Annotated in this window: 28 protein-coding genes and 1 pseudogene; 6 read left to right on the top strand and 23 right to left on the bottom strand. The window is 34.9% G+C overall.

What is annotated here, in order from left to right; genetic code table 11:
• Positions 1-35: 35 nt before the first annotated feature.
• From IV57_RS08185 to IV57_RS08140, 10 genes are all read right to left on the bottom strand, one after another.
• The gene (locus IV57_RS08185) at positions 36-446 is read right to left on the bottom strand and encodes a GtrA family protein (protein ID WP_057881035.1); all 411 of its coding nucleotides are present in this window, start codon (positions 444-446) and stop codon (positions 36-38) included.
• 12 nt (positions 447-458) lie between these two features.
• Positions 459-1,256 (bottom strand): metal ABC transporter permease, encoded by a 798-nt coding sequence (locus tag IV57_RS08180; RefSeq protein ID WP_057881034.1) that lies wholly within the window; start codon positions 1,254-1,256, stop codon positions 459-461.
• 3 nt (positions 1,257-1,259) lie between these two features.
• The gene (locus tag IV57_RS08175; RefSeq protein WP_057881033.1) at positions 1,260-1,928 is read right to left on the bottom strand and encodes an ATP-binding cassette domain-containing protein; all 669 of its coding nucleotides are present in this window, start codon (positions 1,926-1,928) and stop codon (positions 1,260-1,262) included.
• 2 nt (positions 1,929-1,930) lie between these two features.
• The gene (locus tag IV57_RS08170; RefSeq protein WP_057881032.1) at positions 1,931-2,806 is read right to left on the bottom strand and encodes a metal ABC transporter solute-binding protein, Zn/Mn family; all 876 of its coding nucleotides are present in this window, start codon (positions 2,804-2,806) and stop codon (positions 1,931-1,933) included.
• Between the two features lie 120 nt (positions 2,807-2,926).
• Complete coding sequence (locus IV57_RS08165; protein WP_057881031.1) at positions 2,927-3,514, bottom strand: hypothetical protein; 588 nt, start codon at positions 3,512-3,514, stop codon at positions 2,927-2,929.
• 73 nt (positions 3,515-3,587) lie between these two features.
• Positions 3,588-4,325 (bottom strand): aspartate/glutamate racemase family protein, encoded by a 738-nt coding sequence (locus IV57_RS08160; RefSeq protein WP_057881030.1) that lies wholly within the window; start codon positions 4,323-4,325, stop codon positions 3,588-3,590.
• 4 nt (positions 4,326-4,329) lie between these two features.
• The gene (locus IV57_RS08155) at positions 4,330-5,859 is read right to left on the bottom strand and encodes a UDP-N-acetylmuramoyl-L-alanyl-D-glutamate--2,6-diaminopimelate ligase (RefSeq protein WP_057881029.1); all 1,530 of its coding nucleotides are present in this window, start codon (positions 5,857-5,859) and stop codon (positions 4,330-4,332) included.
• Between the two features lie 12 nt (positions 5,860-5,871).
• On the bottom strand, positions 5,872-7,113 hold the full coding sequence (locus IV57_RS08150) for a D-alanyl-D-alanine carboxypeptidase family protein (protein ID WP_057881028.1): 1,242 nt from the start codon (positions 7,111-7,113) through the stop codon (positions 5,872-5,874).
• A 31-nt stretch (positions 7,114-7,144) separates the two neighbouring features.
• Positions 7,145-8,233 carry a sensor histidine kinase gene (locus IV57_RS08145; RefSeq protein WP_057881027.1) on the bottom strand — a complete coding sequence of 363 codons (1,089 nt, stop codon included), beginning with the start codon at positions 8,231-8,233 and terminating at the stop codon, positions 7,145-7,147.
• 2 nt (positions 8,234-8,235) lie between these two features.
• Positions 8,236-8,922 (bottom strand): response regulator transcription factor, encoded by a 687-nt coding sequence (locus IV57_RS08140; protein ID WP_057881026.1) that lies wholly within the window; start codon positions 8,920-8,922, stop codon positions 8,236-8,238.
• A 105-nt stretch (positions 8,923-9,027) separates the two neighbouring features.
• Between IV57_RS08140 and IV57_RS08135 the strand changes: the two genes are divergently transcribed.
• On the top strand, positions 9,028-9,225 hold the full coding sequence (locus IV57_RS08135) for a hypothetical protein (RefSeq protein WP_057881025.1): 198 nt from the start codon (positions 9,028-9,030) through the stop codon (positions 9,223-9,225).
• A 60-nt stretch (positions 9,226-9,285) separates the two neighbouring features.
• Here IV57_RS08135 and IV57_RS08130 read toward each other — a convergent pair whose 3' ends face one another.
• The 7 genes from IV57_RS08130 to rsmG form a co-directional block, all read right to left on the bottom strand.
• Positions 9,286-9,630: a hypothetical protein gene (locus IV57_RS08130; RefSeq protein ID WP_057881024.1), complete on the bottom strand. Its 345-nt coding sequence runs from the start codon at positions 9,628-9,630 to the stop codon at positions 9,286-9,288.
• A gap of 219 nt (positions 9,631-9,849) precedes the next feature.
• Positions 9,850-10,596 carry a DUF1129 domain-containing protein gene (locus tag IV57_RS08125; RefSeq protein WP_057881023.1) on the bottom strand — a complete coding sequence of 249 codons (747 nt, stop codon included), beginning with the start codon at positions 10,594-10,596 and terminating at the stop codon, positions 9,850-9,852.
• Between the two features lie 14 nt (positions 10,597-10,610).
• A complete protein-coding gene (gene ychF, locus IV57_RS08120; protein ID WP_057881022.1) occupies positions 10,611-11,714 on the bottom strand; it encodes a redox-regulated ATPase YchF in 1,104 nt (367 codons plus the stop codon).
• Between the two features lie 3 nt (positions 11,715-11,717).
• A complete protein-coding gene (locus IV57_RS08115; RefSeq protein WP_057881021.1) occupies positions 11,718-11,981 on the bottom strand; it encodes a DUF951 domain-containing protein in 264 nt (87 codons plus the stop codon).
• 9 nt (positions 11,982-11,990) lie between these two features.
• Positions 11,991-12,860 carry a ParB/RepB/Spo0J family partition protein gene (locus IV57_RS08110; protein WP_057881020.1) on the bottom strand — a complete coding sequence of 290 codons (870 nt, stop codon included), beginning with the start codon at positions 12,858-12,860 and terminating at the stop codon, positions 11,991-11,993.
• On the bottom strand, positions 12,841-13,617 hold the full coding sequence (locus tag IV57_RS08105; protein ID WP_057881019.1) for a ParA family protein: 777 nt from the start codon (positions 13,615-13,617) through the stop codon (positions 12,841-12,843). The genes IV57_RS08110 and IV57_RS08105 overlap by 20 nt, the downstream gene beginning before the upstream one ends.
• A 131-nt stretch (positions 13,618-13,748) precedes the next feature.
• Entirely contained in the window at positions 13,749-14,474 is a 726-nt protein-coding gene (rsmG, locus tag IV57_RS08100) for a 16S rRNA (guanine(527)-N(7))-methyltransferase RsmG (protein WP_057881018.1), read from the bottom strand.
• A 165-nt stretch (positions 14,475-14,639) separates the two neighbouring features.
• Here rsmG and IV57_RS08095 point away from each other — a divergent pair, with 165 nt between their 5' ends.
• On the top strand, positions 14,640-15,071 hold the full coding sequence (locus tag IV57_RS08095; RefSeq protein ID WP_057881017.1) for a GNAT family N-acetyltransferase: 432 nt from the start codon (positions 14,640-14,642) through the stop codon (positions 15,069-15,071).
• A 15-nt stretch (positions 15,072-15,086) separates the two neighbouring features.
• Positions 15,087-15,611: a GNAT family N-acetyltransferase gene (locus IV57_RS08090; protein ID WP_083488930.1), complete on the top strand. Its 525-nt coding sequence runs from the start codon at positions 15,087-15,089 to the stop codon at positions 15,609-15,611.
• A gap of 206 nt (positions 15,612-15,817) precedes the next feature.
• On the opposite strand, the gene IV57_RS08085 is transcribed toward IV57_RS08090, so the two are convergent.
• Together IV57_RS08085 and IV57_RS08080 are read right to left on the bottom strand one after the other, a co-directional pair.
• Entirely contained in the window at positions 15,818-16,267 is a 450-nt protein-coding gene (locus IV57_RS08085) for a CopY/TcrY family copper transport repressor (protein WP_057881016.1), read from the bottom strand.
• A 40-nt stretch (positions 16,268-16,307) separates the two neighbouring features.
• The gene (locus tag IV57_RS08080) at positions 16,308-17,045 is read right to left on the bottom strand and encodes a MerR family transcriptional regulator (RefSeq protein WP_057881015.1); all 738 of its coding nucleotides are present in this window, start codon (positions 17,043-17,045) and stop codon (positions 16,308-16,310) included.
• 233 nt (positions 17,046-17,278) lie between these two features.
• Between IV57_RS08080 and IV57_RS08075 the strand changes: the two are divergent.
• Positions 17,279-17,911 (top strand): annotated as a pseudogene (locus tag IV57_RS08075) (EAL domain-containing protein); the annotation flags it as partial.
• 176 nt (positions 17,912-18,087) lie between these two features.
• Here IV57_RS08075 and IV57_RS08070 read toward each other — a convergent pair.
• Positions 18,088-19,419, bottom strand: a complete 1,332-nt coding sequence (locus IV57_RS08070; RefSeq protein WP_236704342.1) for a C1 family peptidase — start codon at positions 19,417-19,419, stop codon at positions 18,088-18,090.
• Between the two features lie 50 nt (positions 19,420-19,469).
• Here IV57_RS08070 and IV57_RS08065 point away from each other — a divergent pair, with 50 nt between their 5' ends.
• Positions 19,470-20,144 carry a type 1 glutamine amidotransferase gene (locus tag IV57_RS08065; RefSeq protein WP_057881012.1) on the top strand — a complete coding sequence of 225 codons (675 nt, stop codon included), beginning with the start codon at positions 19,470-19,472 and terminating at the stop codon, positions 20,142-20,144.
• 53 nt (positions 20,145-20,197) lie between these two features.
• Here the strand turns inward: IV57_RS08065 and IV57_RS08060 are convergent, their stop codons facing one another.
• The 3 genes from IV57_RS08060 to proC form a co-directional block, all read right to left on the bottom strand.
• Positions 20,198-21,382 carry an acetate/propionate family kinase gene (locus IV57_RS08060; RefSeq protein ID WP_057881011.1) on the bottom strand — a complete coding sequence of 395 codons (1,185 nt, stop codon included), beginning with the start codon at positions 21,380-21,382 and terminating at the stop codon, positions 20,198-20,200.
• 81 nt (positions 21,383-21,463) lie between these two features.
• Positions 21,464-22,057, bottom strand: coding sequence for an ECF transporter S component (locus IV57_RS08055; RefSeq protein WP_057881010.1), 594 nt, complete (start codon positions 22,055-22,057; stop codon positions 21,464-21,466).
• Positions 22,058-22,284: 227 nt separating this feature from the next.
• Positions 22,285-23,052 (bottom strand): pyrroline-5-carboxylate reductase, encoded by a 768-nt coding sequence (gene proC / locus IV57_RS08050; RefSeq protein ID WP_057881009.1) that lies wholly within the window; start codon positions 23,050-23,052, stop codon positions 22,285-22,287.
• Between the two features lie 130 nt (positions 23,053-23,182).
• Here proC and IV57_RS08045 point away from each other — a divergent pair, with 130 nt between their 5' ends.
• Positions 23,183-23,896 carry a DUF975 family protein gene (locus IV57_RS08045; RefSeq protein ID WP_057881008.1) on the top strand — a complete coding sequence of 238 codons (714 nt, stop codon included), beginning with the start codon at positions 23,183-23,185 and terminating at the stop codon, positions 23,894-23,896.
• Positions 23,897-23,936 lie beyond the last annotated feature (40 nt).

Raw genomic sequence — 23,936 nt, 5'->3', positions numbered from 1 at the left:
CTCGAGAGCTAACCATGTTATGTTCCACTCTTTAATTAATCTCTTTTTCTAAAAATAATAAATTTACTGAAAACATAATTTAATACGATAACAACTACATTATCAAGAACTTTTACAATCAAGGCATTTCCATGTAAGAACGAAACCCCAATTGTCATAATTCCTTGATCCATTACCCAAGAAGCGGCCCGAAAGAGAAAGAATGATAACATCTCTTTCCAGAAAGCTTTCCATGTTGTGGTATGAGAATTAAAGACCCAAAGTTTATTAGTCACATAGGCAAACAAGACTGACAGCCAATACGCAACCACATTGGCAATTTGGTAATTCCAGTGAAAAGTATGCCATAAAACACCAAAGGTTCCGATATTAACTAATGTTGTTAAAACTCCAAAAAATACATAGGGAATCGCATCTTTATATTTATTCCATAATTCTTTTATCATTTGCTAACGTCCTTAATGGTTTAATTTCCAATTTTTATAGCCTAATCCCAAGAAATAAGCAATTACTTCAAAAGCTGAAATAAAGAATGTTACAGGCCAATTGGTAACAAAGGCCAAGTATAATCCTAACCAAACTCCAGCTAATGATAAACCAACTGATACCATAATCAACTTCGGTACGGTATGAACAACATATTTAGCGGTGGCGCCAGGTAAAGTTAAAAGTACAAAGACTAATAATGAACCAACGATTTGAGCACCAATACTGACGCTGAGAGCCAAAGTTACTAAAAAGGCAATCGATAGTAATCGTGTCTTCAATCCTGCCGCACGCGCCCCGATATGGTCAAATGAATCAAATGAGAGTGGTTTATAGAAGATAATGAAGACAAAAATGACAAAAAGTGCCAAAATCATTAACTGATTTACTTCTTTAGAACTAATTCCAACGATACTTCCAAATAAAATATTGGTAGCATAACTACTAGACTCAGAAGATAGTGACAGGAACAGAATTCCTAAACCAATAAATAACGATGAAATTGCACTGATTGAAGCCTCTCGTCGAGAAGATTCACTGCTTAAACTACCAACTGCAATCGAACTAACCAAAGTGAATAAGATCATTCCCGCTAAGGGTGAAATTCCCACTAAAATACCAAACGAGGCCCCGGCAAAGCCAATTTCTGACAAGGTATGGGATAGAAAAGACATATTTCTCGATACCACAAAAACCCCGACTAACCCCGCAGTTATCGCTATAAAAGTGCTGGCAATAAAGGCCTCACGCATAAATTCATATCCAAACATAATCTAACTCCCCATCTCAAACATAGCTTCTGAAACATCATTCACGTGCACTTCTTCAATTGTTTTATTCTTAAAGAATAATGCCCGACTGGTATATTTCTTAGTTAATTCGTAATCGTGAGTAATGAAAATAACCGTCAGATTATACTTCTGATTTAATTCTTGGACAAGATCCATCAGTTGCATCTTAACTTCAACATCCAAACTGGCTGTAGCTTCGTCCAAGATTAAAACCTTAGGATCATTAAGAAGTGCTTGAGCTAAATAGGCCTTCTGTTTTTCACCTCCAGAAGCTAATCCTAACGGGCGATTTTTCAATTCCGTCAATTTAGTTTCTTGAAGGATATTTTTGATCAATTCATCATCTTCGTGACGTTTACTAGGGCTCAAAGTGAACTTTAAGTTTAATCGGACAAATTGCTCAATATCTAAAGGATAGTCCATATCAATATTTCTAAACTGTGGTACATAACCAATCGTTTGTTTTTTAGTAAAACTCAATTCGCCACTAGTCTTCTTTTCCAATCCCATTAAAATTTTTACTAAGGTCGTTTTACCAGATCCATTTGGTCCAATTAAACTGATAAAATCACCATCATTGATTTTGAAATTGAGATTCTCAAAAACTAATTGTTGACCAAATCTTTTTGTTAAATCTTTTGCTTCAATCACAGTTATTTCTTCACTATCCTTTCAATCTGAGTAATATTGCCATTCATCCAATCATAATATCCTAAATTGCTTGGCAATGTTTCAGTAAAATACACGATTGGAACATGGTTTTGCTTAGCTAAACTAGTCATTTTCGTGATAATGCCGCTAGTTACTTGTTTATTCACGACCAAGAAACTGACTTTATGATTCTTCAGCCCATTTTCCATATCTTTTACATCTTCAATTGAAGGATCAGTATCATCTTCAACTGCTTTGGCAAAGTGGGGATTGGCAATCGTTACACCCAGATCTTTCAGCAGATAGTAAGGCAAGGGTTCTGTAACGTAGGCCTTCTTACCGTTGGTATATTGTTTTAAAGCTTGTTCTCTTTGGATTAAACTATCTAATTTTATATCGTATTTCTTAAAATTAGCTTGATAATACGTTTTATTTTTAGGATCGACTCGGGCCATATGTTGATAGACTGCTTGGCTTAGTTGCTGTACATTTTTAACACCAAACCAAATATGCTCATTAGCACCATCTTTTTTAGCCAACACATCACTACCAAAATCGACTAAATTTTTATTCTGACTATTAGCAACTACTATTTTATTGACCCAATCGTCATAACCCAATCCACTAGCAACAATCAGTTTCGAATCTGCAATCAACTTAGCATCATTACTAGATGGTGAAAAACTATGGGGATCGACGTTGACCGATTTAATGATCGATGTGACCTCATACTTATCTCCCACGACACTTTTGATTGGTTCAATATAAGTATTAACCGTTGTTGTGATAATCTTTTGAGATGTATCTCTTTGACTACATCCCCCTACAAAAATCAGTAGCGAAAATAAAACAAATAAAAATACTTTTCTTTTCCGCATTTATTATCCTCTATTCAAATAATTGCATAACCAAAATAGAGGCCAGATCAAAACCTAAGTTTTGAACCGACCTCTTAAAAATATAACTAATTATTATTGTAAAGGCAAGTTATGCCCCTATTACCAGATTTGGAAATACTGTCCATTTGCAGGAACTAAATAACTTCCAACTGGTGAATCAGAATTTTTACTATAGATATTAATTTGATAGCCATTGGTATTATTCCAAGTAACTTTACCATTAGCAACATATTGGGTTGATGCTTTGTCGTACGTTGAACTTAATTGGTTAGCTAAAAATTCAACCGCTTGATCTGAAGTTGTCAAATTAGTTGACGTTGCTGATTGAGTTTGTTGATCTTGCGTTGATTGACCATTGTTGTTAGTTGTATTGGTATTAGCATTAGAGCCATCATTAGCAGTCGCATTATTATTGCTTTGATTAGCATTTGTATTTTGATTACTTGAGGCTGTTTGATTATTGTTAGTACCTTTTGAACTATTGTTAGCATTTGTATTTTGTTTTGCAGTATCTGATGTTGCTGATGAATCAGATTTTGTCGACTTTTGGGGAGCTTTTTTTGTACTACTCTTTTGTGTTTGTTCAGAATTAGCAGCTGATTGAGTACTGGCAGATTGTTTGTTTGCACAGCCAGCTAAAAGGACTCCTGACAAGACCAATGTAAATATAGATAATCTCTTAAACATGTGGAAGTACCTCCTTATACACTTAGTATTATATCGAAAGCACTTTCTTTATCGCAATGTTTCTCATGAAACATTAATAAATCTTAGTAAAATCTATTTTTTCACCACGACGAATCTTCTCAGCAAATTCAATTGACTTATCAGCAATGATTCCTTGACCGTCAATCACTTGATAAGGATGATCAGGAGCCTTTTCTTGAGCAAAGGATAGTTCTGTACAGCCCAAAACAATTACATCACAATCAAATTTATCGTGCATTGTCTTCAAAATATCGAAATATTTAGGATCATTCATTTCACCTTTGATTTTGATATCATCATAAATTAAACTTTCAACTTTATCCTGAACTTCTTGATCACCTAAACTATATTCAAATCCGGCATCACTGATCTCATTTTCATAAACATGGTCAGCAATCGTTCCTTTAGTAGCAATCAAACCAATCTTTTTCGCATTAGGATACTTCTTTTTCATCACACTGATAGCCATATGGGGCATGTGAATCAACGGGATATCAGTAGCAGCTTGTAATTCTTTATAGTAATAATGTGCAGTATTACAAATCATCACCATGAACTCTGGTTTTAATAAGCTTTGTTGCTTAATATCTTCAAGTAATGGAGGTAAAAAGCTAGGTTTACTGTTATCTAAGATATGCGCTGTCCGATCAGGAACTGTCGCATGATTAACTAAAATATAATCCAAGTAATCTTGATCATTTTTAGTTGGGGTACGTTCATTCAATAGATGCACATAACTTTCAGTGGCTAAACTACCCATACCACCGATTACCGTAAAGAATTTCTTCATGTTTCTAGCCCTCAATATCTTTTAAAATTTTTCTGGCAACAACAGGATCGCTGGCATAAGGAACATCAACACCCTTTGTCTTTTGATAGGCGTCGTTACCCTTAGCAGCAAGCACTACAATATCGTCATTATTACTTGAGCTGATCATTTCACGAATCGCTTTTTCACGATCAAGCACCGTTTTAACTTCAACTCTAGTGTGATCAATCTTATCATCAATTTGCTTACAAATAGCAGCTGGATCCTCAAATCCAGGATCATCAGTAGTCAGAATCGCCGAATCAGCCAACTCAGTTAACACCTGGGCAAATCCATCACGTCTAGAAACTCCCTTATCACCAGGACTTCCGACAACAACTTTGACCTTTGATTCTGGATATTCACGTTTTAGAAAACTCAAAAGTGCATTCATACTGGCATAGTTGTGAGCATAGTCAACGAAGATCGTTCCGTGAGAGTTGGTATTAATGTGTTCCATTCTCCCTGGAACGAATGCTGATTTTAAACTATCAACAATCACCTCGTTTTTGATGCCGATAATCTTAGCTGCCGTAATAGCTGCCCCTGCATTTAGTTCATTAAAATCACCAACTAGACCTAATTGATAAGTATATTGACCATGTTCTTGTAAGTCTTCAGCTTTGTCACTTTCAGCTGTATAGGTAAAGACAGAATCGTTTAAGTTAGATTCCTTATTACGAATACTAAAGTCAGTATCACCGACTTCATCTTTAGCAAAACGATAAATATCTTTGTCATCACTAGTTTGTTTGGCAGCAGCGTAAACTGTGTCGTAATCATTAGTCTGACGATTAATAATATTGATTTTTGAGTTGATCATCAATTGTTTCTTACAGTTTAAATAATCAGCATACGTTGGATGTTCATTCGGTCCAATATGATCTGGCGTAATATTCAAAAAACCACCAATATCAAATTGTAATCCGTAAACTCGGTTCTTCTTATAAGCCTGTGAAGATACTTCCATCACTAGATATTTGAACCCATTATCAACACATCTTCTCATATCACGGAACAACTCCATTGACTCTGGAGTAGTTAAATCTGACTTGAACTTATCCTCAGGCTTTGGTCCGACAATCCGATCAACAGTTGAGAATAAACCAACTTGTTTAGGATAAGCTCGATTCAAAATATCATATAGGAAGTATGAAGTAGTTGTCTTACCTTTAGTTCCGGTGAACGCAACAATAAATAAATCATCTTCTGGATTACCATAAAACTTGGCACTCAATAAGGCCAAAGCTTTTGAAGCATCCTTAACGATCAAACGATCGACGTCTTGACTAAATTCTTTTTCTGCAACATAAATTTGGGCACCATTTTTAATAGCCTGATCCAAATATTCAGCTTTAAATTTATTACCCTTGCAGAAGAAAATACCGTTCTTTTGGTCTTCTTTAGAATTGTAACTAATATTAGTTACTTCAAGGTTTTCATTGCTAACTGAACTAGAAACCAGTAAATCATGCTTTTTCAAAATCTCTATAGCACTACTTATTTTTAAACTCATTTTTACACGCTCCTAAAATAAATGGTTAAAAAATTCTACGATTTGATTCCACCAAGATTTCTGGTTTGTCTTCTTCTCATGTACTACTTTTTTAACATCTGCCTTTTTGAATGGAAGATAACCATTGCCAGTGTTAGTGGCAATCAATTTTACCGTTTGCTTATTATGAATTGCAGTAAAACCTAAGTCACCACTACTTACAGTATAACGTAATTCCTCAATATTAAAGTTTTTAGGCAACCAAGTATAAATTGGTTCATAAGTTTTATACTTTTTATCATTAATTTGTATATTTTGATCTTTTTTTAGAATTTCCTTACGCTCATAATGTTCCTTCAAATAGCTTACTAAGCGTTGGGTACTGCGGAAACGCTTATCCAAATCAGTCTTCTCACCTTGAGCATTCAAGACGATCGTAACGATTCTCGTGTCATTTAATGGCAAGGTCCCGACAAATGATTCGCCAGCTTCAGCGGTAGTTCCAGTTTTAAGGCCATCAAATTCATTGCCTTCCTGGTAATCACGGCTACCTTTAAGCAATAAATTCAGTGAATCAAAGCTTTTAACTACTCCATCGATAGGGAATGCTAGTTTAGGCATTGAGGTAGTTTTTAAAACTTCAGGATATTCATCTAGCACATGTTTGACGATAACGCCAATATCATTGGCTGATAATTTATTTTCACCGTTCTTAGGACCCAAGTACATCCCTGCATCCAAGTCAGAGTTATTCAATCCGGAAACATTATATAGTTTGGCACCCTTGATGCCCCAACTACTGACGGTGCTACGCATCAACTTTACAAAATTAGCCTGACTGCCGGCAACTTTATCAGCTAGCATCATGGCTGCCGAATTAGACGATACGATCCAAGCGGCGCTATATAGATCTTTGACTGTATAATCCTTATCAGCATCCAACTTAACGTTGGTCAACTCACTCTTTTGAGTCATCGCTGCTTGCGCTTGAGTTGGTCTTAAAGTATCTTGCTCAGTAAACTTACCTTCTTTGATTGCTTTAGTTACTAAATACAAAGTAACAATTTTAGTAATTGAACCAATGGCAACTTTCTCATCGGCATTCTTCTTATAGACAATTTGTCCAGTATGTTCATCAAAGATCATTCCTGCGGTAGCATTTATTTCTGGTTCTGCTTCAACCGTAGATTCAGCTTGGACCGTTGATGTAAAAATTGGTAACGTCAAAATAACGACTGACATTACCAACATTAATTTCTTAACGAAATTTTTCATTATTATTAAACCTCACAAATCAGTCTTGGAATTAAGAAGTTGGAAAGTGGCTAATAAACGATGTTCTCTCATCGTTTGAAGTAACTGCAATCGTCCCACCATGCAATTGAATCATGCTTTGGGCGATAGCTAGTCCTAAACCAGTTCCACCAGTCTTCTTAGAGCGAGAATCTTCAACCCGATAAAAACGATCAAAGACGTGTTTCAAAGAATCTTCCGGAATCGGCTTACCATTATTAGCAACCGTAACGACAACTTCTTTATCTTTCATTTCGGCATTAAGCCAAATATGAGTGGCACCTTTACCATATTTCAAGGCATTCATGATCAAATTATTAAAGACTCGTCCGAGTTTTTCAGTATCGCCTTTCATCATGATCTTGTCAGGTAATGAATTAACAATAATTTCCATCCCACGTTTGTTAGCTTCTAGTTCAAAATCAGCTGACAATTGATCTAACATTTGTGCCATATCAAATTGTGTCATGTTCAAACGACTTGTAGCGTGTTGAACATTGGCATATTCAAACAATGAGTTAACCAAATTTTGCATCTCTAAGGATTTATTATAAGCAATATGGGTATACTTCAAAATCTGTCCTAAATCATTAAAATTCTTGCCTTCGATCAGTCCCAAATAACCAATAACTGACGTTAAAGGTGTTCTGATATCATGACTGACGTTACTGATCAACTCATCTTTACTCTCTTCAGACTGACGTTGTTCTTCAGAGTGACGATTCATATTCGAAATCAACAAGTTGAAACTATCAACGATACTCTGTAAATCAGGATTAACTTTGATAGCAACTGGTTTGGCCAAATTATCAGCCGCAACCTTCTGCAAAGTCCGTTTGATCTGTGCTAACTCCAGTTGATGGTAAGTACTGATAACAAGCATAACCGTAAAGACTAACTCCAAAAGCAGCACAATAATTATGACCCATATTTTAGTATTCACTAACTGTTGAAAATTGGTTTGTAAATTAACCAATAACTTTTTGTTTCCACTACTACTAATTAAAATTGCATTTATTACCTGAAATAAAAGAAAGGTGCCTATTCCTTCAACAAGGAGGACACCCGTTTCTTTCGCATTCAGTTTGATCCGTTTGTTCAAAATCAAACCTCCACTTTGTAGCCGACGCCCCAAACAGTTTCGATAACTTTTTCACCGTTAGTAGCTTCTTCTAATTTATCGCGCAAATGACTCACATGAACCATAACTGTCTTAGCGGAAACGACACTCTCTTGTTTCCAAACACGTTCAAAAATTTCATCAGCTGAAAATACTCGATTAGGATGGCTAGCCAATAAGTAAAGCACACCAAATTCGAGCGCCGTTAACTGCACCTTTTGACCTGAATCAGTCACAACTTCATGAGAATCTTTATAAATTGTGATTGGTCCAACCTCTAATTTATCTGGAACATTCTTTGATGTCTGTTGCGTACTACGACGTAGTAAGGAACGGATTCGTGCCATGATTTCCAAAGGATTGAATGGTTTGGTAACATAATCATCTGCACCGGTAATAAGACCTTGTATCTTATCCATATCGGTCGTTTTTGCCGAAACAATGATAATTGGAATCTGTGAATTCTTTCGAACTCGTTTAACGACTTCAATCCCATCGATTCCAGGCATCATGATATCCAATACCATCAATGCAATATCACTATGAGCTGCCAATTGTTCCAATGCTTCTTGCCCCGAGTTGGCTGCAATTGACTCATAACCTTCATTTTTAATGTAGATACTAAGTAACTCTACAATTTCCTTATCGTCATCCACCACTAAGATTTTCATATAATAAACCTCTCAAGCGTACATATATTTACAAAACTACAACTAGTTAGTATTATACAATAAGAAGTAACTAGATTACTAATTAGACAGTGAAAGTAGGTTCACATGGAATATTTAAGAAAACGAATGAAGTTTCTCTTAATAATCATCTTTTCAGTTGCCATCATCCTCTTTGTACAATATGAAATGAACTATGATACTAATATTAACTTAAAAAAAGTTCGTGTTATTATGACCATTTTAAAAATTGCTTGTGGCGGTTATGGGCTTTACGGATTGGTTCAATTTTTCAGAGTTAAATAAGAATAGAAATAAGACTTAGAAATCAAATTGATTTCTAAGTCTTATTTTTGTTCTTACTCCTTAAATTTTAAAAACACCATTATCAAACGGTAATTCGACTACGATATTATCGGTTAAATCAAATTCCTTCACAGCTTCAAATGACTTCTTAAAATCAGTTGCTTCATCATTACTGAAAAGATCCATGATTTTTTCCATAATATCATCCTTGTCCATTGAACTATGAAATTTATAAAAATCCAATACTTTTTGTGAAGAGTTCATGGCCACAAAAGTATTATTGCTATTTTTATTGGTGTATAAGTAACAAATATCATCTAAATAGCCAGTTGCCTCTTTTTTATACAAGTCTAAGTTATCTAATCCAATATTTGATAATTTAACAAATTTAGTTTGTTTGTCCATTATTCATACCCACATTTTCTATTTTATTCACGATAAATCTTGCTCTCATAAGTTATTTTGAATTTATTCAAAAATATTGTCAAATGAAATTTTGTTTACATCACAAGGAAACACCTATTCCCAAATCGCAATGCGCAAAAGTTTTATTCCTAACAAATATCAGAAAATAAAAAATCTCCTCTACAGATTTAACCGTGGAAGAGATCTTTATTTACAATTCTAAAAGAATGAACGTTCTTTGATTCCCGTAATTTGACGGAAAGCAAAACGAATACCAAATGCAATCACGGCGGCAATAAAGTAACCAATTGCATTAAGAGCTGGATTAATAACAGTTGGAACCAAAGTCATACCGGCTAGGAACACGAACATGAATACTAAACCAACAACTAGGTAGGCAATAGTAATCCCCCAACCTGGTCTTTGATCCTTGGGTTTCTTCATTTGGTTGTTGAACCATGTTAGAAGTCCACCCCACATTGCTGAAAGAACTAACAATGTAATAATACCGGTTTGGTTATTAGGATCTTTAGTTTTACTTGTTAATGCAACGATTCCGTATAATGCACCAAACAATGCAAAGAATAATAGAGATGTATCGAGCCATGAAGCCCAGAATGGTGTTTTCTTAGCTTTCTTGACTGGATGAACAATATCTTGAGCTCTTTGAGTTACTGGTCCATAAAGTTGGTTAGCTGGGATTCCTTTGATTTGGTTGTCGACAATTTCAGGTAGCATCTTATCGATTGCTTCCTTAGCTTCATCTTCTTTGAAACCATTATCAAGCAAATATTTGTTAAGTTTAAAAATATATTCGGCATTTTTATTACTTAACTTTTTGCGCAAATCATCAGCATCGGCACTATAAATTTCACTTTTGATTTCTTCTTTTTTCTCATTCTTAGCTGACGTAACTTTTTGTTTTTCAGCAGCTTGCTTATTCTTATCTCTCAAATCCTCTGACATTTTAGTCCCCCTAATTAGACATTGAAGCGGAATTCAATGATGTCACCATCTTGAACTTCATAATCTTTACCTTCAACACGTAATTTACCAGCTTCTTTAACAGCCTTTTCACTACCTAACTCATCTAAATCACCATATGCCATAACTTCAGCACGAATGAATCCACGTTCAAAATCAGAGTGAATAATTCCGGCAACTTGTGGTGCTTTCATACCTTCGTGGAATGTCCAAGCACGTGTTTCTTTACCACCAGCTGTAAAGAATGTTCTAAGACCTAGTAATTTGTAACTAGCACGAATCAACTTATCAAGACCTGATTCAGTAACACCCTCAGCTTCAAGGAAATCTTTTCTATCATCGTCGCCTAATTCAGCAATTTCTTCTTCAGTTCTAGCTGAAACTCCGATAACTTGAGCGTCTTCTTTTTTAGCATAGTCTTCGATAACTTTGTAGTATTTAGAACCTTCTGGATCAGCCATATCATCTTCAGCAATATTAGCTACATACAAGACAGGTTTTGAAGTTAACAAGAACAAACCTTTAACAATTTTTTCTTCTTCTTCATCAAAGTCGATAGTTCTAACTGAACCACCAGCTTCAAGAACTGGTTTGATTTTTTCAAGAACAGCAAATTCTGCTTGAGCTTCTTTATCCTTGGCACTCTTAGCAGCCTTTTCAACACGTGTATAACGCTTGTTGATACTGTCAAGATCGGCAATACTTAGTTCCAAGTTAATTGTTTCGATATCGTCTAATGGATCAACTTTACCAGTAACACTAGTAATATCATCATCATCAAAAGCACGAACAACGTGAATAATGGCATCAACTTGACGAATATTTTCCAAGAACTTGTTACCAAGTCCTTCACCTTTACTAGCACCTTTAACGATACCAGCGATATCAGTAAATTCGAAAGTCGTATGAATTAATTTCTTAGCAGGAATTAAGGCATCGATTCTTGTAAGACGTTTGTCAGGTACTTCAACCATTCCGACGTTAGGGTCAATAGTTGCGAAAGGATAGTTGGCCATTTCGGCACCAGCCTTTGTAATAGCATTAAATAAAGTTGACTTACCAACGTTTGGTAGTCCGACGATTCCGGCAGTTAGAGCCATTTGTTATTCCTCATTTCTCTTAATAAAATTTGGTGGCATTAATTGAGATTTTTTCAAATAATGTTGCTCGTTTTCCGTTTTTACCTGGTCAGCTTGAGTTAAAACTTTCTTGAATTTCTTCGCAAATTCAGCACGTGGAATCATCACAATATGTCCACATCCCAAACATTTAACTTTAACATCCGCACCCATGCGGATAACTTCCCAGCGGTTTTCCCCACAAGCATGGGGTTTTTTCATCGTAATAATATCTCCAAGTTTAAACATACAATTCCTCTAATCTAAATGGATTCCTAATATGTCTAAAATACGGTTCAATTCATCCGTATTCGTGAAATCAATTTCCAATTTTCCATGACCACTACGAGTTTCTTTAACAGAAACTGGAGTATCAAATCTTTCAACCAATTTCTCTTCAGTCGCTCTGATATAAGGTGATTTTTGAGCAACCTTCTTTTTCTTCTTGCTGTCATGTTTTGATTCAGTAGCTAATTGTTCGAGTTGACGAACCGTTAAATCTTCACTGACCGCACGCTTAGCAAGTTTATCAATTTGTTCTTTATCTTTCAAACTCAAAAGTGTTCTAGCTTGTCCCATTGATAGTTCACCATTTTGGACTAATTTCTTAGTCGCATCAGGTAAATTCAACAGACGCAAGTAGTTAGCAATATAAGGACGACTTTTGCCTAGTCTTTGCGAAACTTGTTCTTGGGTCAAATTTAACTTAGTGATCAGAGTTTGATAAGCATCAGCCTCTTCAAGTGGCGTTAAATCTTCACGTTGCAAGTTTTCCAAAACAGCAATTTCCATCATACCTGATTCGCTCAAGGGACGAACGATTGCAGGAATCGCCGTTTTCTTAGCAATTTTACTAGCACGAAAACGTCTTTCACCAGCAATGATTTCAAAACCATTAACACTTTCACGAACGATAATTGGTTGAAAAACACCATTTTGTTCGATTGATCGTGCTAATTCATTTAAAGCATGTTCATCAAAAGTTTTTCTTGGTTGATATGGATTAGGACGAATCTTGTCGATGGATAAATCAACTACGGTTTCACTATTTTCATCGATAGCTTCGAATTCAGAGAAGATTGCGTCGATTCCTCTTCCTAAACCTTTTTTATTTTTGCTTGATGCCATTACGCTTTAACACCTCCTTAGCAAGGTCACGATAAGCCTGAGCACCTCTGGACTTGTCGTCAAAATCAACGATTGGTAAGCCATAACTAGGTGCCTCAGCTAAACGTGTATTTCTTGGTACGATAGATTTATAGACTGAATCACCAAAGTATGATTTCACTTCATCAACAACTTGAGCACCTAAGTTGGTCCTCGCATCTAACATCGTGATCAAAACACCCTCAATGGCTAAATTAGTATTGAAGTGTTTTTGTACCAAACGAATTGTATTCAACAACTGACTCAAACCTTCCAAAGCATAGTATTCACTTTGCACTGGAATAATGATTGAATCACTGGCTGTAAAGGCATTAGTTGACAATTGACCTAATGAAGGCGGACAGTCGATCAAAATAATATCATAATCATCGTCAACCTCTTCGATACCAGCACGTAAACGCGTTTCACGGGCCATCATTGTAGTCAATTCCATCTCTGCACCAGCCAATTGAATTGTTGCAGGAACAATATCAAGTTTAGGGTGATTCGTATGGATAATGGTTTTTCTGAGCGGATACTCATTGACTAAAACGTCATAAACATCCTTTTCAACATTGGCTTTCTTAATACCCAGTCCACTGGTTGCATTACCTTGGGGATCAGTATCTACTATTAGTACTCTTTGACCAAGGTCTGTCAAACATGCTCCCAAATTAATAGTGGTTGTAGTTTTCCCTACACCACCCTTTTGATTTGCAACAGATATTTTTCGTGCCATTTTATTCCCCTATCTCTAAAAATTGCCGAAACAATTTCACAAAATATTTATCTATGGTAATCACTTCTTTGGCATCTTTGCCATAACTATATAATCTTATCATTTTTACAATATTATTTAATGCCTAGTAATTATTTCACGAGTGGTTGTTTGGCTGGTGTTCCTGGTTTACGAGGATATTTCTTTGGTGTCTTTTTAATTTTACCAACGAAGATAAAATTACGAATACCTGCGTCGTTAGGCAGTTCAATTGATTCCTGTTGTTTGATTTCGCCACCCAAAGTTTTAATAGCATATTGGGCTATTTTCAACTCTTCCGGTGCCTTTTCTGACTTCATAGCGACAAATTGACCACCAACTTTAACAAGTGGTAAACAAAATTCAGTCAACACATTCATTGCTGCAACTGCCCGAGCAGTTACAACGTCAAAAGATTCACGGAATTGTGAATTTTTACCGACCTCTTCAGCACGGCCATGAACTAAACTAACATCAGTTAGATTCAATTTTGTTACTAACCCATCCAAAAATTTAATTCGTTTATTTAGAGAATCAACAATTGTGATCTTCAACTTAGGGTTAATTATTTTGAGTGGTAAAGATGGGAATCCTGCACCTGAACCAACATCACATAATGTTAATTCTTCATGCAACAATTTATCATCCACGAATCCTAAAACAATCGAATCATAAAAATGTTTTAAATAAACTTGATCTTCATCAGTAATAGTCGTTAAATTCATGACCTTATTTGTTTCAACTAATTCGTGAAAATAAGTTGCAAACTGTGTTTTTTGAGTCTCATTTAACTCAATTCCCTGCTTAGCTAGGGCTTCAAAAAATTCTTCCGGTTTCATTAAGTACCTCCACTCGTGAAACACATGTTTCACACCCTTTTATCCTATATTAATAAGTAACTTAATTCAATGCTGACTTACAGATGTCTTTTTAAATAATTGTTGCAAATGCAACAAAATAGTTTTACTATAATCATTAATAATTATTTATTTCGGAGGTAACTTATGATCACTGTCAAAAATACAAATGAACTCAGTCCTAAAGAATTGATCGATATTCTAAATGCTCGTGTAAAGGTTTTTGTTGTTGAACAAAATTGTCCTTATCAGGAAGTTGATAATGATGATTATAATGACCTTCATGTTTGTCTGATCGAAGATAGTCATTTAAAAGCCTATACTAGAATTATTGATAAGGGCGACCACATTACTTTTGGCCGCGTTTTAGTTGTTAAAGAATATCGTAAATCTGGTTTAGGTGAGAAAATCGTTGCTGCAACAATCGATGAAATCAAACAACGTTTTCCCAAACAACCAATTCAAATTCAAGCTCAGGCATATCTACAAGAATTCTATTCACAATTTGGCTTCAAAGCTATTTCCGATGTGTATTTAGAAGATAACATTCCACATTTAGATATGTTGATGAAATTTTAAAAAGAAGGCTTTTTTATGAAATTTAATATTCTACCTATCGACATTAAAGAAACCACTTATGCTGATTTACCAAAATTACGTACTTTAAGCGTTGACACTTTCAACGAATCTTTCCGTAGTGCCACCAGTGACCTTTCAAGTTACACTAAGAAAAATTACAACTATGGGCAATTGGCTAGTGAAATGATCAACCCACAATCACATTTTTATTTTATTTATTACAACCACAAATTAGCCGGTTATTTAAAACTTAATTTAAATTCCGCTCAAACTAGGAATATGGGTACCAATTCTTTGGAAATCGATCGAATTTACCTCCGCCAAAATTTTGGTTATATTGGACTTGAGAATAAACTGATCAATTTTGCTTTTGAACAAGCGAAAAAATTTCATAAAAATATCATCTGGAGTAGCATTTGGGAACATGACCGTCCAATTATTCATTTTTATCATCAATTTGGATTTAAACCTATTGGTAGTCAAAATTTTAATCTAAATGGTAGTCTTCAGAAAGATTTAGTCATGAAAGTCAGTATCTAATTAATGAAAATCTCCGTTCATCTAGTAAAAATTTGGTTGGTACCTGGTCCAATGACACCTCATCCGTTACTTACAGTGATGATGGTGAATTGGAACTTAATTCTACCCATATGGCTTGGGACAAAGAATAAATGCAAAAGAAAAAGCTGAACTCACAAAATAATGTGAATTCAGCCTTTTTGGTGCCCCTGCCAAGGAACTTTATCTTAACACAGATCTTCGCAACCATCGGGTAGACAGTCACATTGCACTTTTTTAGGGGCAGTTTCTAATTTATGATTCAAAGTTTCCTGTAATGATTTAATATCAGCCTGACTAATTTCCATTGAACCAATCAACTCATTTAATACCAAGCCAGATTTGTGGGCACAAAAGTCATTAAACAAACTATTAGCATACTCATCCATTGTTGCTTGTTCTTCAACCGTAGTCGAATAGATGTATCTGCCATTTTCTTTTTCACGACTGAGAAATTCTTTCTTAGTCAATCTTGTAATCAAAGTCTTAATTGTCGAATCAGACCATGGTTGCTTTTTTTGCATAAGATTGATTATTTCTGAACTAGTCACGTGATTCAAAGTCCAAACAATCCTCATAATTTGCCATTCGGCTGAAGAAATTTCAACTTTTTTCTGTTCTTTTTTCACAGTATCCATCAAAATTATCCTCTCTTCCTGACAACATTATATAACACAATCAAGCTGATTTTATAGACCGTTTTTCGTCATAAACTTCCACGCAATAATCCTTCTTGCCACAATTAGGGCAAACCAACTTTCGAGCTTTTGAATTATGAACCCCAAAAAATGCGGCCCAAAATTTCGGTTTAAACTCTGCATTACAATTGGAACAAATATAATTGGTATTCTGAAAATAATACTTAGTTAATAATGTCGCCCCAATTGCCACAATGATCATCCCAATAATAAAAGGTGTCCAATCACTCTTGATAATTCCCCAAGTTAAAGTTCCAATTTCAATAAGGTCAATTGGAATTCCCCATAACAACATGTGGATATGAACTTTTCTCAACGATTTTTTATTATTCATAATTTTATCTATGTCGGCAATTGATTTTATGGATACTTGATCTATTTGAGGTAAATTACGTTTTATTTCTTCAACTAGTTTTAATTTATTCTTTGATACTTCTATTTGTGTTTTCAGTGCTCGTTCTTGTTGTTCCAGTAATAAATTTAAAACCGTCATAGAATTTTCACTATCTAAAATCTCAGCAATTGCACTTAACGGCAAACCAAGATTTTTCAACAACAGAATCAACTTCAAGCGACTTACATCTGCATCATTATAAATTCTTCGATCACTATCCAGTAGCCTGTTCGGTTTTAAAAGGTCCTTTTTATCATAATATTGAATGGTTCTAACTGAAATATTGGTTAATTTGGCTAATTCCCCTGTAGTGTATTCAGACATAGATATCACCTCCTTAACTTTATTTATAGCTTATTACCTTAGGTCATTTACAAGCTTTATTTACATTTTTATTCATAGCGGCGTTATAATACAATATATGAATATATTTATTATTCTTGATATATATTATTTATTTCAATTCGTTGCCATAATCTATAAACTGTCATAAAATACTCTAATATGAGTTAAATAAGCGATAGGAGGACACACATACGAAATATAGTTTTTTTGCTCAACCACAAATAAACAAAAGTGATAATTCCATTTTTGGATATGAGGTTCTTTTACGCAAAGAAGATAATGGTGCTTGGCACCTACCAAAGGATTTCACTGAACTTTCAATTGAAGATCAAGTTAAATTAGTTGAAAAAACTGCTACGGCAATTGACAAAAATCTTGGGGAAAATAAAGTCTTATCATTTAATTTAAATAATGAACAAGCTAGTGATCCAACCACTTTAGGGGAGATTATTGCACTAAAAAAAAGAATTCACCCCGTTTCATTAATTATTGAATTAACTGAGGCCATGTCTCTCCAAAATATTAAAGAATTCAGTTTATTACTTCATCAATATAATATCGCACTAGTTATCGATGATGTTGGAACTGGTTCAAACACCTTTGATAACATCAAATTTTTATTACCTTATGTGGACAAAATCAAATTGGCTATGCAAAACCTTCGTATGGAAAATAGGGCTGAAGAGATTCCAGGATATATTGCCTTTTGGGTTAAACAAGCTAAGAAATATTGTCTCGACATGGTTCTTGAAGGTGTCGAAGACAGTAATGATCAAGTATTGGCTGAAAAATTTGGTATCGACCTTCAACAAGGATATCTTTACGGAAAACCTTCTATGGTATAAAGCTAAGTTAGATTGAAGCATAATATGCTCAGTCTTCAAAAATCAAAATAAATAAGCTATAGTAATCTTTTTCAGATTGCTATAGCTTATTTATTTTAAGCAGAAAATCTTTGTTCCAGACCGCATTATTAACTTGGCGAAACAAATGGTATTTAAATCTGATTTTTCACTACAATTTATGACAATGAATCCCAAGCTGGTAGCACGATTGGTTCTTGCTCATATTCAATCAGCTCTTCTTTAGTTAGATATTTCTTGTTAATGATAACTTCATAGACATAATCTTCAAACCAGTTTTCATCCATGATAAAGTAACCTTTTTCACCAACTGATTCTCCCCAAGAATTTTCAACTTTCCAACGATTAGGCTGGCCAGCAACTAAATTGACACCTGTCAAAGTCATCGCATGTGAAACTTGGCCTTGTTTGTAGTCCAAACGTAGTCCTTTTTCAATTGTAGAATCACCACCGAAAATTTTGTCATATTGATAAAGGTCACTCATCAAGTAACCATTCTTACGATCTGAATCCTCTAAGACATCATTTCCGAACCAAATAGTATCATTACCCTTTAATTGAGCAATACTTAATTCTTTCAGACGTTCAATTGGTAAATTAAGAAACTTATCAATTGCACCGCCAACGATATTCCCTGAGGTTTCAATCGTATATGTTTGATGATATTTCTTACTTGTTTGTGGTGAATTTTCGATAATAACATAATCTTCCAAATTCATTGTAAAATATTGTTTCAAGAAATCTTTTGGCGTAATACTGTGTTCCTCAATTAATTTACCGTTATCAGTGTGCAATGATAATTCAAATTCCTTTGGTGGTTGACCAAATGAGTAAACACAAAGTTTATAAATTTCTGAAAGCATTTCTTCTACACGGTGGTCAATATTTACTTGAGAGGCTTTATCCTGCACCATTTGACGTAATTCAATTCCATTTTTACGGAGTAGTTTCCCGACAATAGCATCAAATTCAGTCGTATTATCAGAAGCAGCGGTTTCAGGCATAACATAGTTTGGAACAACACCATACTTTTCAACTAAGTTGGCCGCATATCTCCAAAACCCACCATCTCCATTAGGATTACTGAAAATAGCATTAACCTTTCGATCATCAATTGGTAAAGCTGCAGTTTCTAAAATATTTTGATAGAATAAATTTGATTTTTCCAGACGATCATAAAATGATAAATAATTTTGTGATAGTTCAAAGTCCTTCAAGTTATTTTTTAAAGCAAATTCAGTTCTCAAGTTATTCAAAGCCGCGAACAACCAGCAACGGCCGGAGTGCTTTTGATTAGCTACTTTACCCGTTTCAACGGTTACGTTGAATGATGGATTTAGAATTGTCTTGGCTTCAGGGTTTTCTGATGCTTTAAATATCCCTGCTTGTGCTACAGCGTTTTTTAGAACATTATTAGTTGCATCTTGATTTAAGTTCTTGTTAAAATCTGCTAAAATCTCTTTATTGATTTCTTTTGTCAATTCAATCACCTCGTTAGTTAACTATATTACAATATTTCTAATTATATTGGAGAAAAATTATGCCTGAAGTTATAAAATTTGCTTATTTGTACGAAGATTTGATGAACACTTATGGAGATAGTGGTGATGTTAAAATCCTCAGCTTTCTTCTAAAAGAAAAGGGTTATGACACACAAGTTGATAATATCAGCTTAGATATGAAATTCAATGCTTTTGATTATGACTTCATTTTCTTCGGTGGTGGTCAAGATTTTGAACAATCTGTCGTTGCCTCTGATCTTCAAAGACATCGTCAAACTATTCAAGATTACATTGAAGACAATCTGCCTATGCTTTGTATCTGTGGTGGGTATCAATTTCTTGGCAAATATTACGAAACCAGTGGTGGTAAGACCATTCAAGGATTGGATATTCTCCCCTTCCACACTGTCTATAAGGCTGACAGCCGCATGATCGGTGATACTGAGTATAAAACTGAGTGGGGTACTGTTAAAGCTTTTGAGAACCACAGTGGTCGAACATACTTTGACGATAAGTCAAAATTAAAACCTTTTGGCGAGATGGTTGAGGGTTATGGCAATAATCCGGATGAGAAACAAGAAGGTATGCGTTATAAGAACGTTATCGGTAGTTATTCTCACGGACCTATCCTCAAAAATGAAAATGTTGCCCGAGCTATTGCTGACAAAATTGTTGTCTCACATAAAGAACGTTTGGCTAATGCCACAAAATAAAAAAATCCACGACTTCATTTTTAAAATAAATGAGATCGTGGATTTTTGATTTTTTATTGTAAAGCTGCTACTTGTCTAACCATAGCTAACTCTTCATCAGTGGGAATCAATAAAACTTTAATTGCTGAATCACTACTACTGATCAAGCCTTCTTTACCAGCTAAGTTTAATTCTGGATTTAATTTAACATTAAAGATTGCTAATTCATTGATAATTTGTTGACGTAATTGGTCGTTATGTTCACCAATGCCGCCAGCAAAGATTAGGGCATCTGCACCATGCAATTCTGTTAAATAACTACCAGCATATTTCACAATTCGATTAACAAAAATATCAATTGCTAATTTAGCCTGGGGATTAGTTTTTTCTTGAGCTTTAATTTCACGCATATCTGGTGAAATACCTGAAACACCCAATAAACCAGATTTTTGATTCAACATCATCATAATCTCATCCGGATCACTAATGTTCAATTCCTTCATCAAGTATGGGACAACAGCTGGATCAATATCACCCGCTCTAGTTCCCATTGTAACGCCGGTTAATGGTGTAAAGCCCATTGATGTATCAAAGGCCTTACCATCTTTCACAGCAGCTAAGGAAGCACCACTGCCAAGATGCATTGTTACCAAGTTGACATCTTTTTTATTCTTATGTAAAAGTTCGGCTGCCCGTCCGGTTAAATAACTATGAGAAATTCCATGTTCGCCATAACGACGAATCTGATACTTCTGAGTTAATTCATAAGGCAAACTGTAAATAGCATTCATTTCTGGAAGATCTGTGAAGAATTGACTGTCAAAAACAGCATATTGCTTAACATTAGGTAATGTTTGCGCCATCGTTTCAATTCCCTGTGCTTCCATTGGATTATGGAGCGGTGCAAAGTTGCTTAACTCTCTGATTTGTTTGATAACTTCTGGAGTTACTTCTACAGCCGACTTGAAAACTTGACCACCAGCAACTACTCGATGTGCTACCGCAGTAATTTCTGATAGGTCTTGAATAATATCTAATCTTTGTAACTCATCAAAAACCATTTTGGCAGCGTCAGCTTGATCCAAGTTGTCGACTGTTGTTTCAAATTTTTGGTGATCACCATATTTAACAGTAAAAATTGAACCCGGCATACTGATCCGTTCAACTAAACCGCTAGCTAAAACTGTCTCAGCTGGCATTTCAAATAGCTGCCACTTTAATGACGAGCTACCAGCGTTAATAACTAATGTCTTTTGCATCGAAAATCACTCTCCCAAATAATAGAATACCTAATTTTCAGAAAATATGCAGATATTTTTATCCATTTGCAATAAATTACATTAATTGTCTAAAAATCTGTTTGATTTTAAAATTGCTGTCGCAATCGCTGGAGCAATTACAATCGCCGCAATCATTTCTGGTACCCCATTGGTTCCAATAATTACTAATAACATTTTATTTAATAAATCCGTTTGCGTCGCATAAGCTTGTGCCATAGCACTAGCATACATTACTCTCATCAGTCCTAAAACCAAAACAGTATTAGTTAATGAACCAACACCCGCTGCTATTGCCATTCCCAAAACTTTTTTATTAGTATGATTCCTGAACCATAAATAGATCCAACCAGCGACAAGACCAACAACGATTCTTGGCAAAATCGCAACGATGGGATTAGTAAAAACAGTCGTATCTATAATTGACGTTGGACTGGTAAAAGCACGAATTATCGTCCCAATTCCCCAAACCAATCCAACAATAGCACCGTCTTTGGGACCCAAAACAATGGCCGCCACAATAACTGTAATATGAATAATAGTAATATTAATGAATCCGGTTGGAATATATCCCAAAAATGGAACCATCGATTGAACAAAAATAATAGCAATAAGTATACCTAAAATCGCAGTCCGATAAGCTTTACGTTTTTGCAACTCTCTGTACCCCTCTAAATTTAATTTTCTTAAGTCTACCCGATTATTTAGCAAAGAACAAAGAGTTTAAATAATATTTTCAATGCAAATAGTCCATATTAACTGATCATAATGTCAGATAATGTGGACTATTTTTGTCGTTAAGATAGAACAATTCAGGGACCAAGCAGTGAGATTTCACTAACCTAGCCGTACTTGGCTCGGAATCATAACATAACTATCTTTACTTATTCATTTTCTGCTGCATCAACTGCTTTAATGACAGCATTTCTAAATCCATATTCTTCCAAAGCAGCCACTCCACGAATTGTTGAACCACCTGGAGAAGTTACTTCATCTTTTAAAGCTGAAACATTTAGTTCTGATTGTTTTGCTAATTTACTAGCCCCGATAGCCATTCCAATGGCAGCATCATAAGCAAGTTCTCGATTTAAACCATGTTTTACGCCTGCATCACTCAAAGCTTCAATAAAGACATCCAAAAAGGCAGGTGAACAGCCAGCAACTGTTCCTAAAATTCCTAACTGTGCTTCAGGAACTTCAACCAATTGCCCTGTATAGCCTAAAATTGAACTAATTTTCTTCTTATCATCCTCAGTAAAATTATCAGAATATGTAATTCCAGTAAAACCAGCTCCAACTTTAACTGGAGTATTAGGAATAGCATGGGCCACTTTAACATTACCCAATTCCTGCTTCAAATGTGTCACCGAAGCACTACCAGTAAAGGCCACAATCAATTTATCAGTTGCAATTTCCTTCAGTTCGGCCAAGACGCTATCTAAAGCATTAGCACCTACAGCAATAAAAATCACTTCGGTATCTTCCAATTGCTTAACTTTTTTGACCACTTGGAAACCCAGTTGATCACCCAAAAGTTTCGTATGATTAGAATGACCGCCTTTAACAATTATTTCATTTTCATCGAAACCATTTTTAACTAATCCCGTTATAACGGCTCCACCAATACTACCTGCACCAATAAATCCAATCATAAAATCTACTCCTTTATAAAGGTTTATACTTTATATTATATTAAAATTTATTTGTTAAACAAATCAAAAGCAATAATTATCTTATATCTCTTGATACGTGTATTCTTATTTTATGAGGAGGGAATCAATTATGAATACATATCGTACACGAGCTGAATTAAAAGCCGAAGTTAAAAGTTTGCTAACTGGAAATTGGGGCAAAGCCATTGGCTTATATATCATTCCACTTATTCTGCTATTTATTTCCAATGGATATAGCAATGCTAAATCACATGTAAGCATACGCTACGATGTTTCTAATTTTGACATCGGTCACATTGCCAGATATGCATCTTCATCTGGAATCATCAGTTATCTTCTGAGTTTGGTCTTTTTACTAATCGTTCTTTCAGCCACTTTCCGGGGTTTAGATTGGCTTGAAGATCCTGAATTATCCTTCGATCCCATAAAAAGTAATTTTACTTATTTTCGGGGACCCGATTGGTGGCATTTAATTTTTATTTACATACTTCTTAGTATCTTTACATTCTTATGGACATTATTGTTAGTTATTCCTGGTATCGTTAAAGGTATCGCCTACTCGCAATCATATTTTGTTTATAAAGATACAAATGACCGTGGACAAGCTGATAACTACTCATTAACTGACTATATCACCAAGAGCCGTCAACTAATGGTCGGTAACAAATGGCGCTACTTTGGACTTCAATTGAGCTTTATCGGTTGGTGGATCTTAGGATTTATTACTCTCGGAATTGGTTTTATTTGGATCTACCCATATTACAAGCTAACCATGGCTAACTTTTATCGTGATTTAGTTTCAAAAAGCAATAATATTATCTAACCGAAACGACAATGAACCAATCTCAACAAAACATAAAAAA

The sequence above is a fragment of the Companilactobacillus kimchiensis genome (assembly GCF_001438805.1).
GTDB classification, from domain to species: Bacteria; Bacillota; Bacilli; order Lactobacillales; family Lactobacillaceae; genus Companilactobacillus; species Companilactobacillus kimchiensis.
This window is presented reverse-complemented; position numbering and strand designations above follow the sequence as displayed.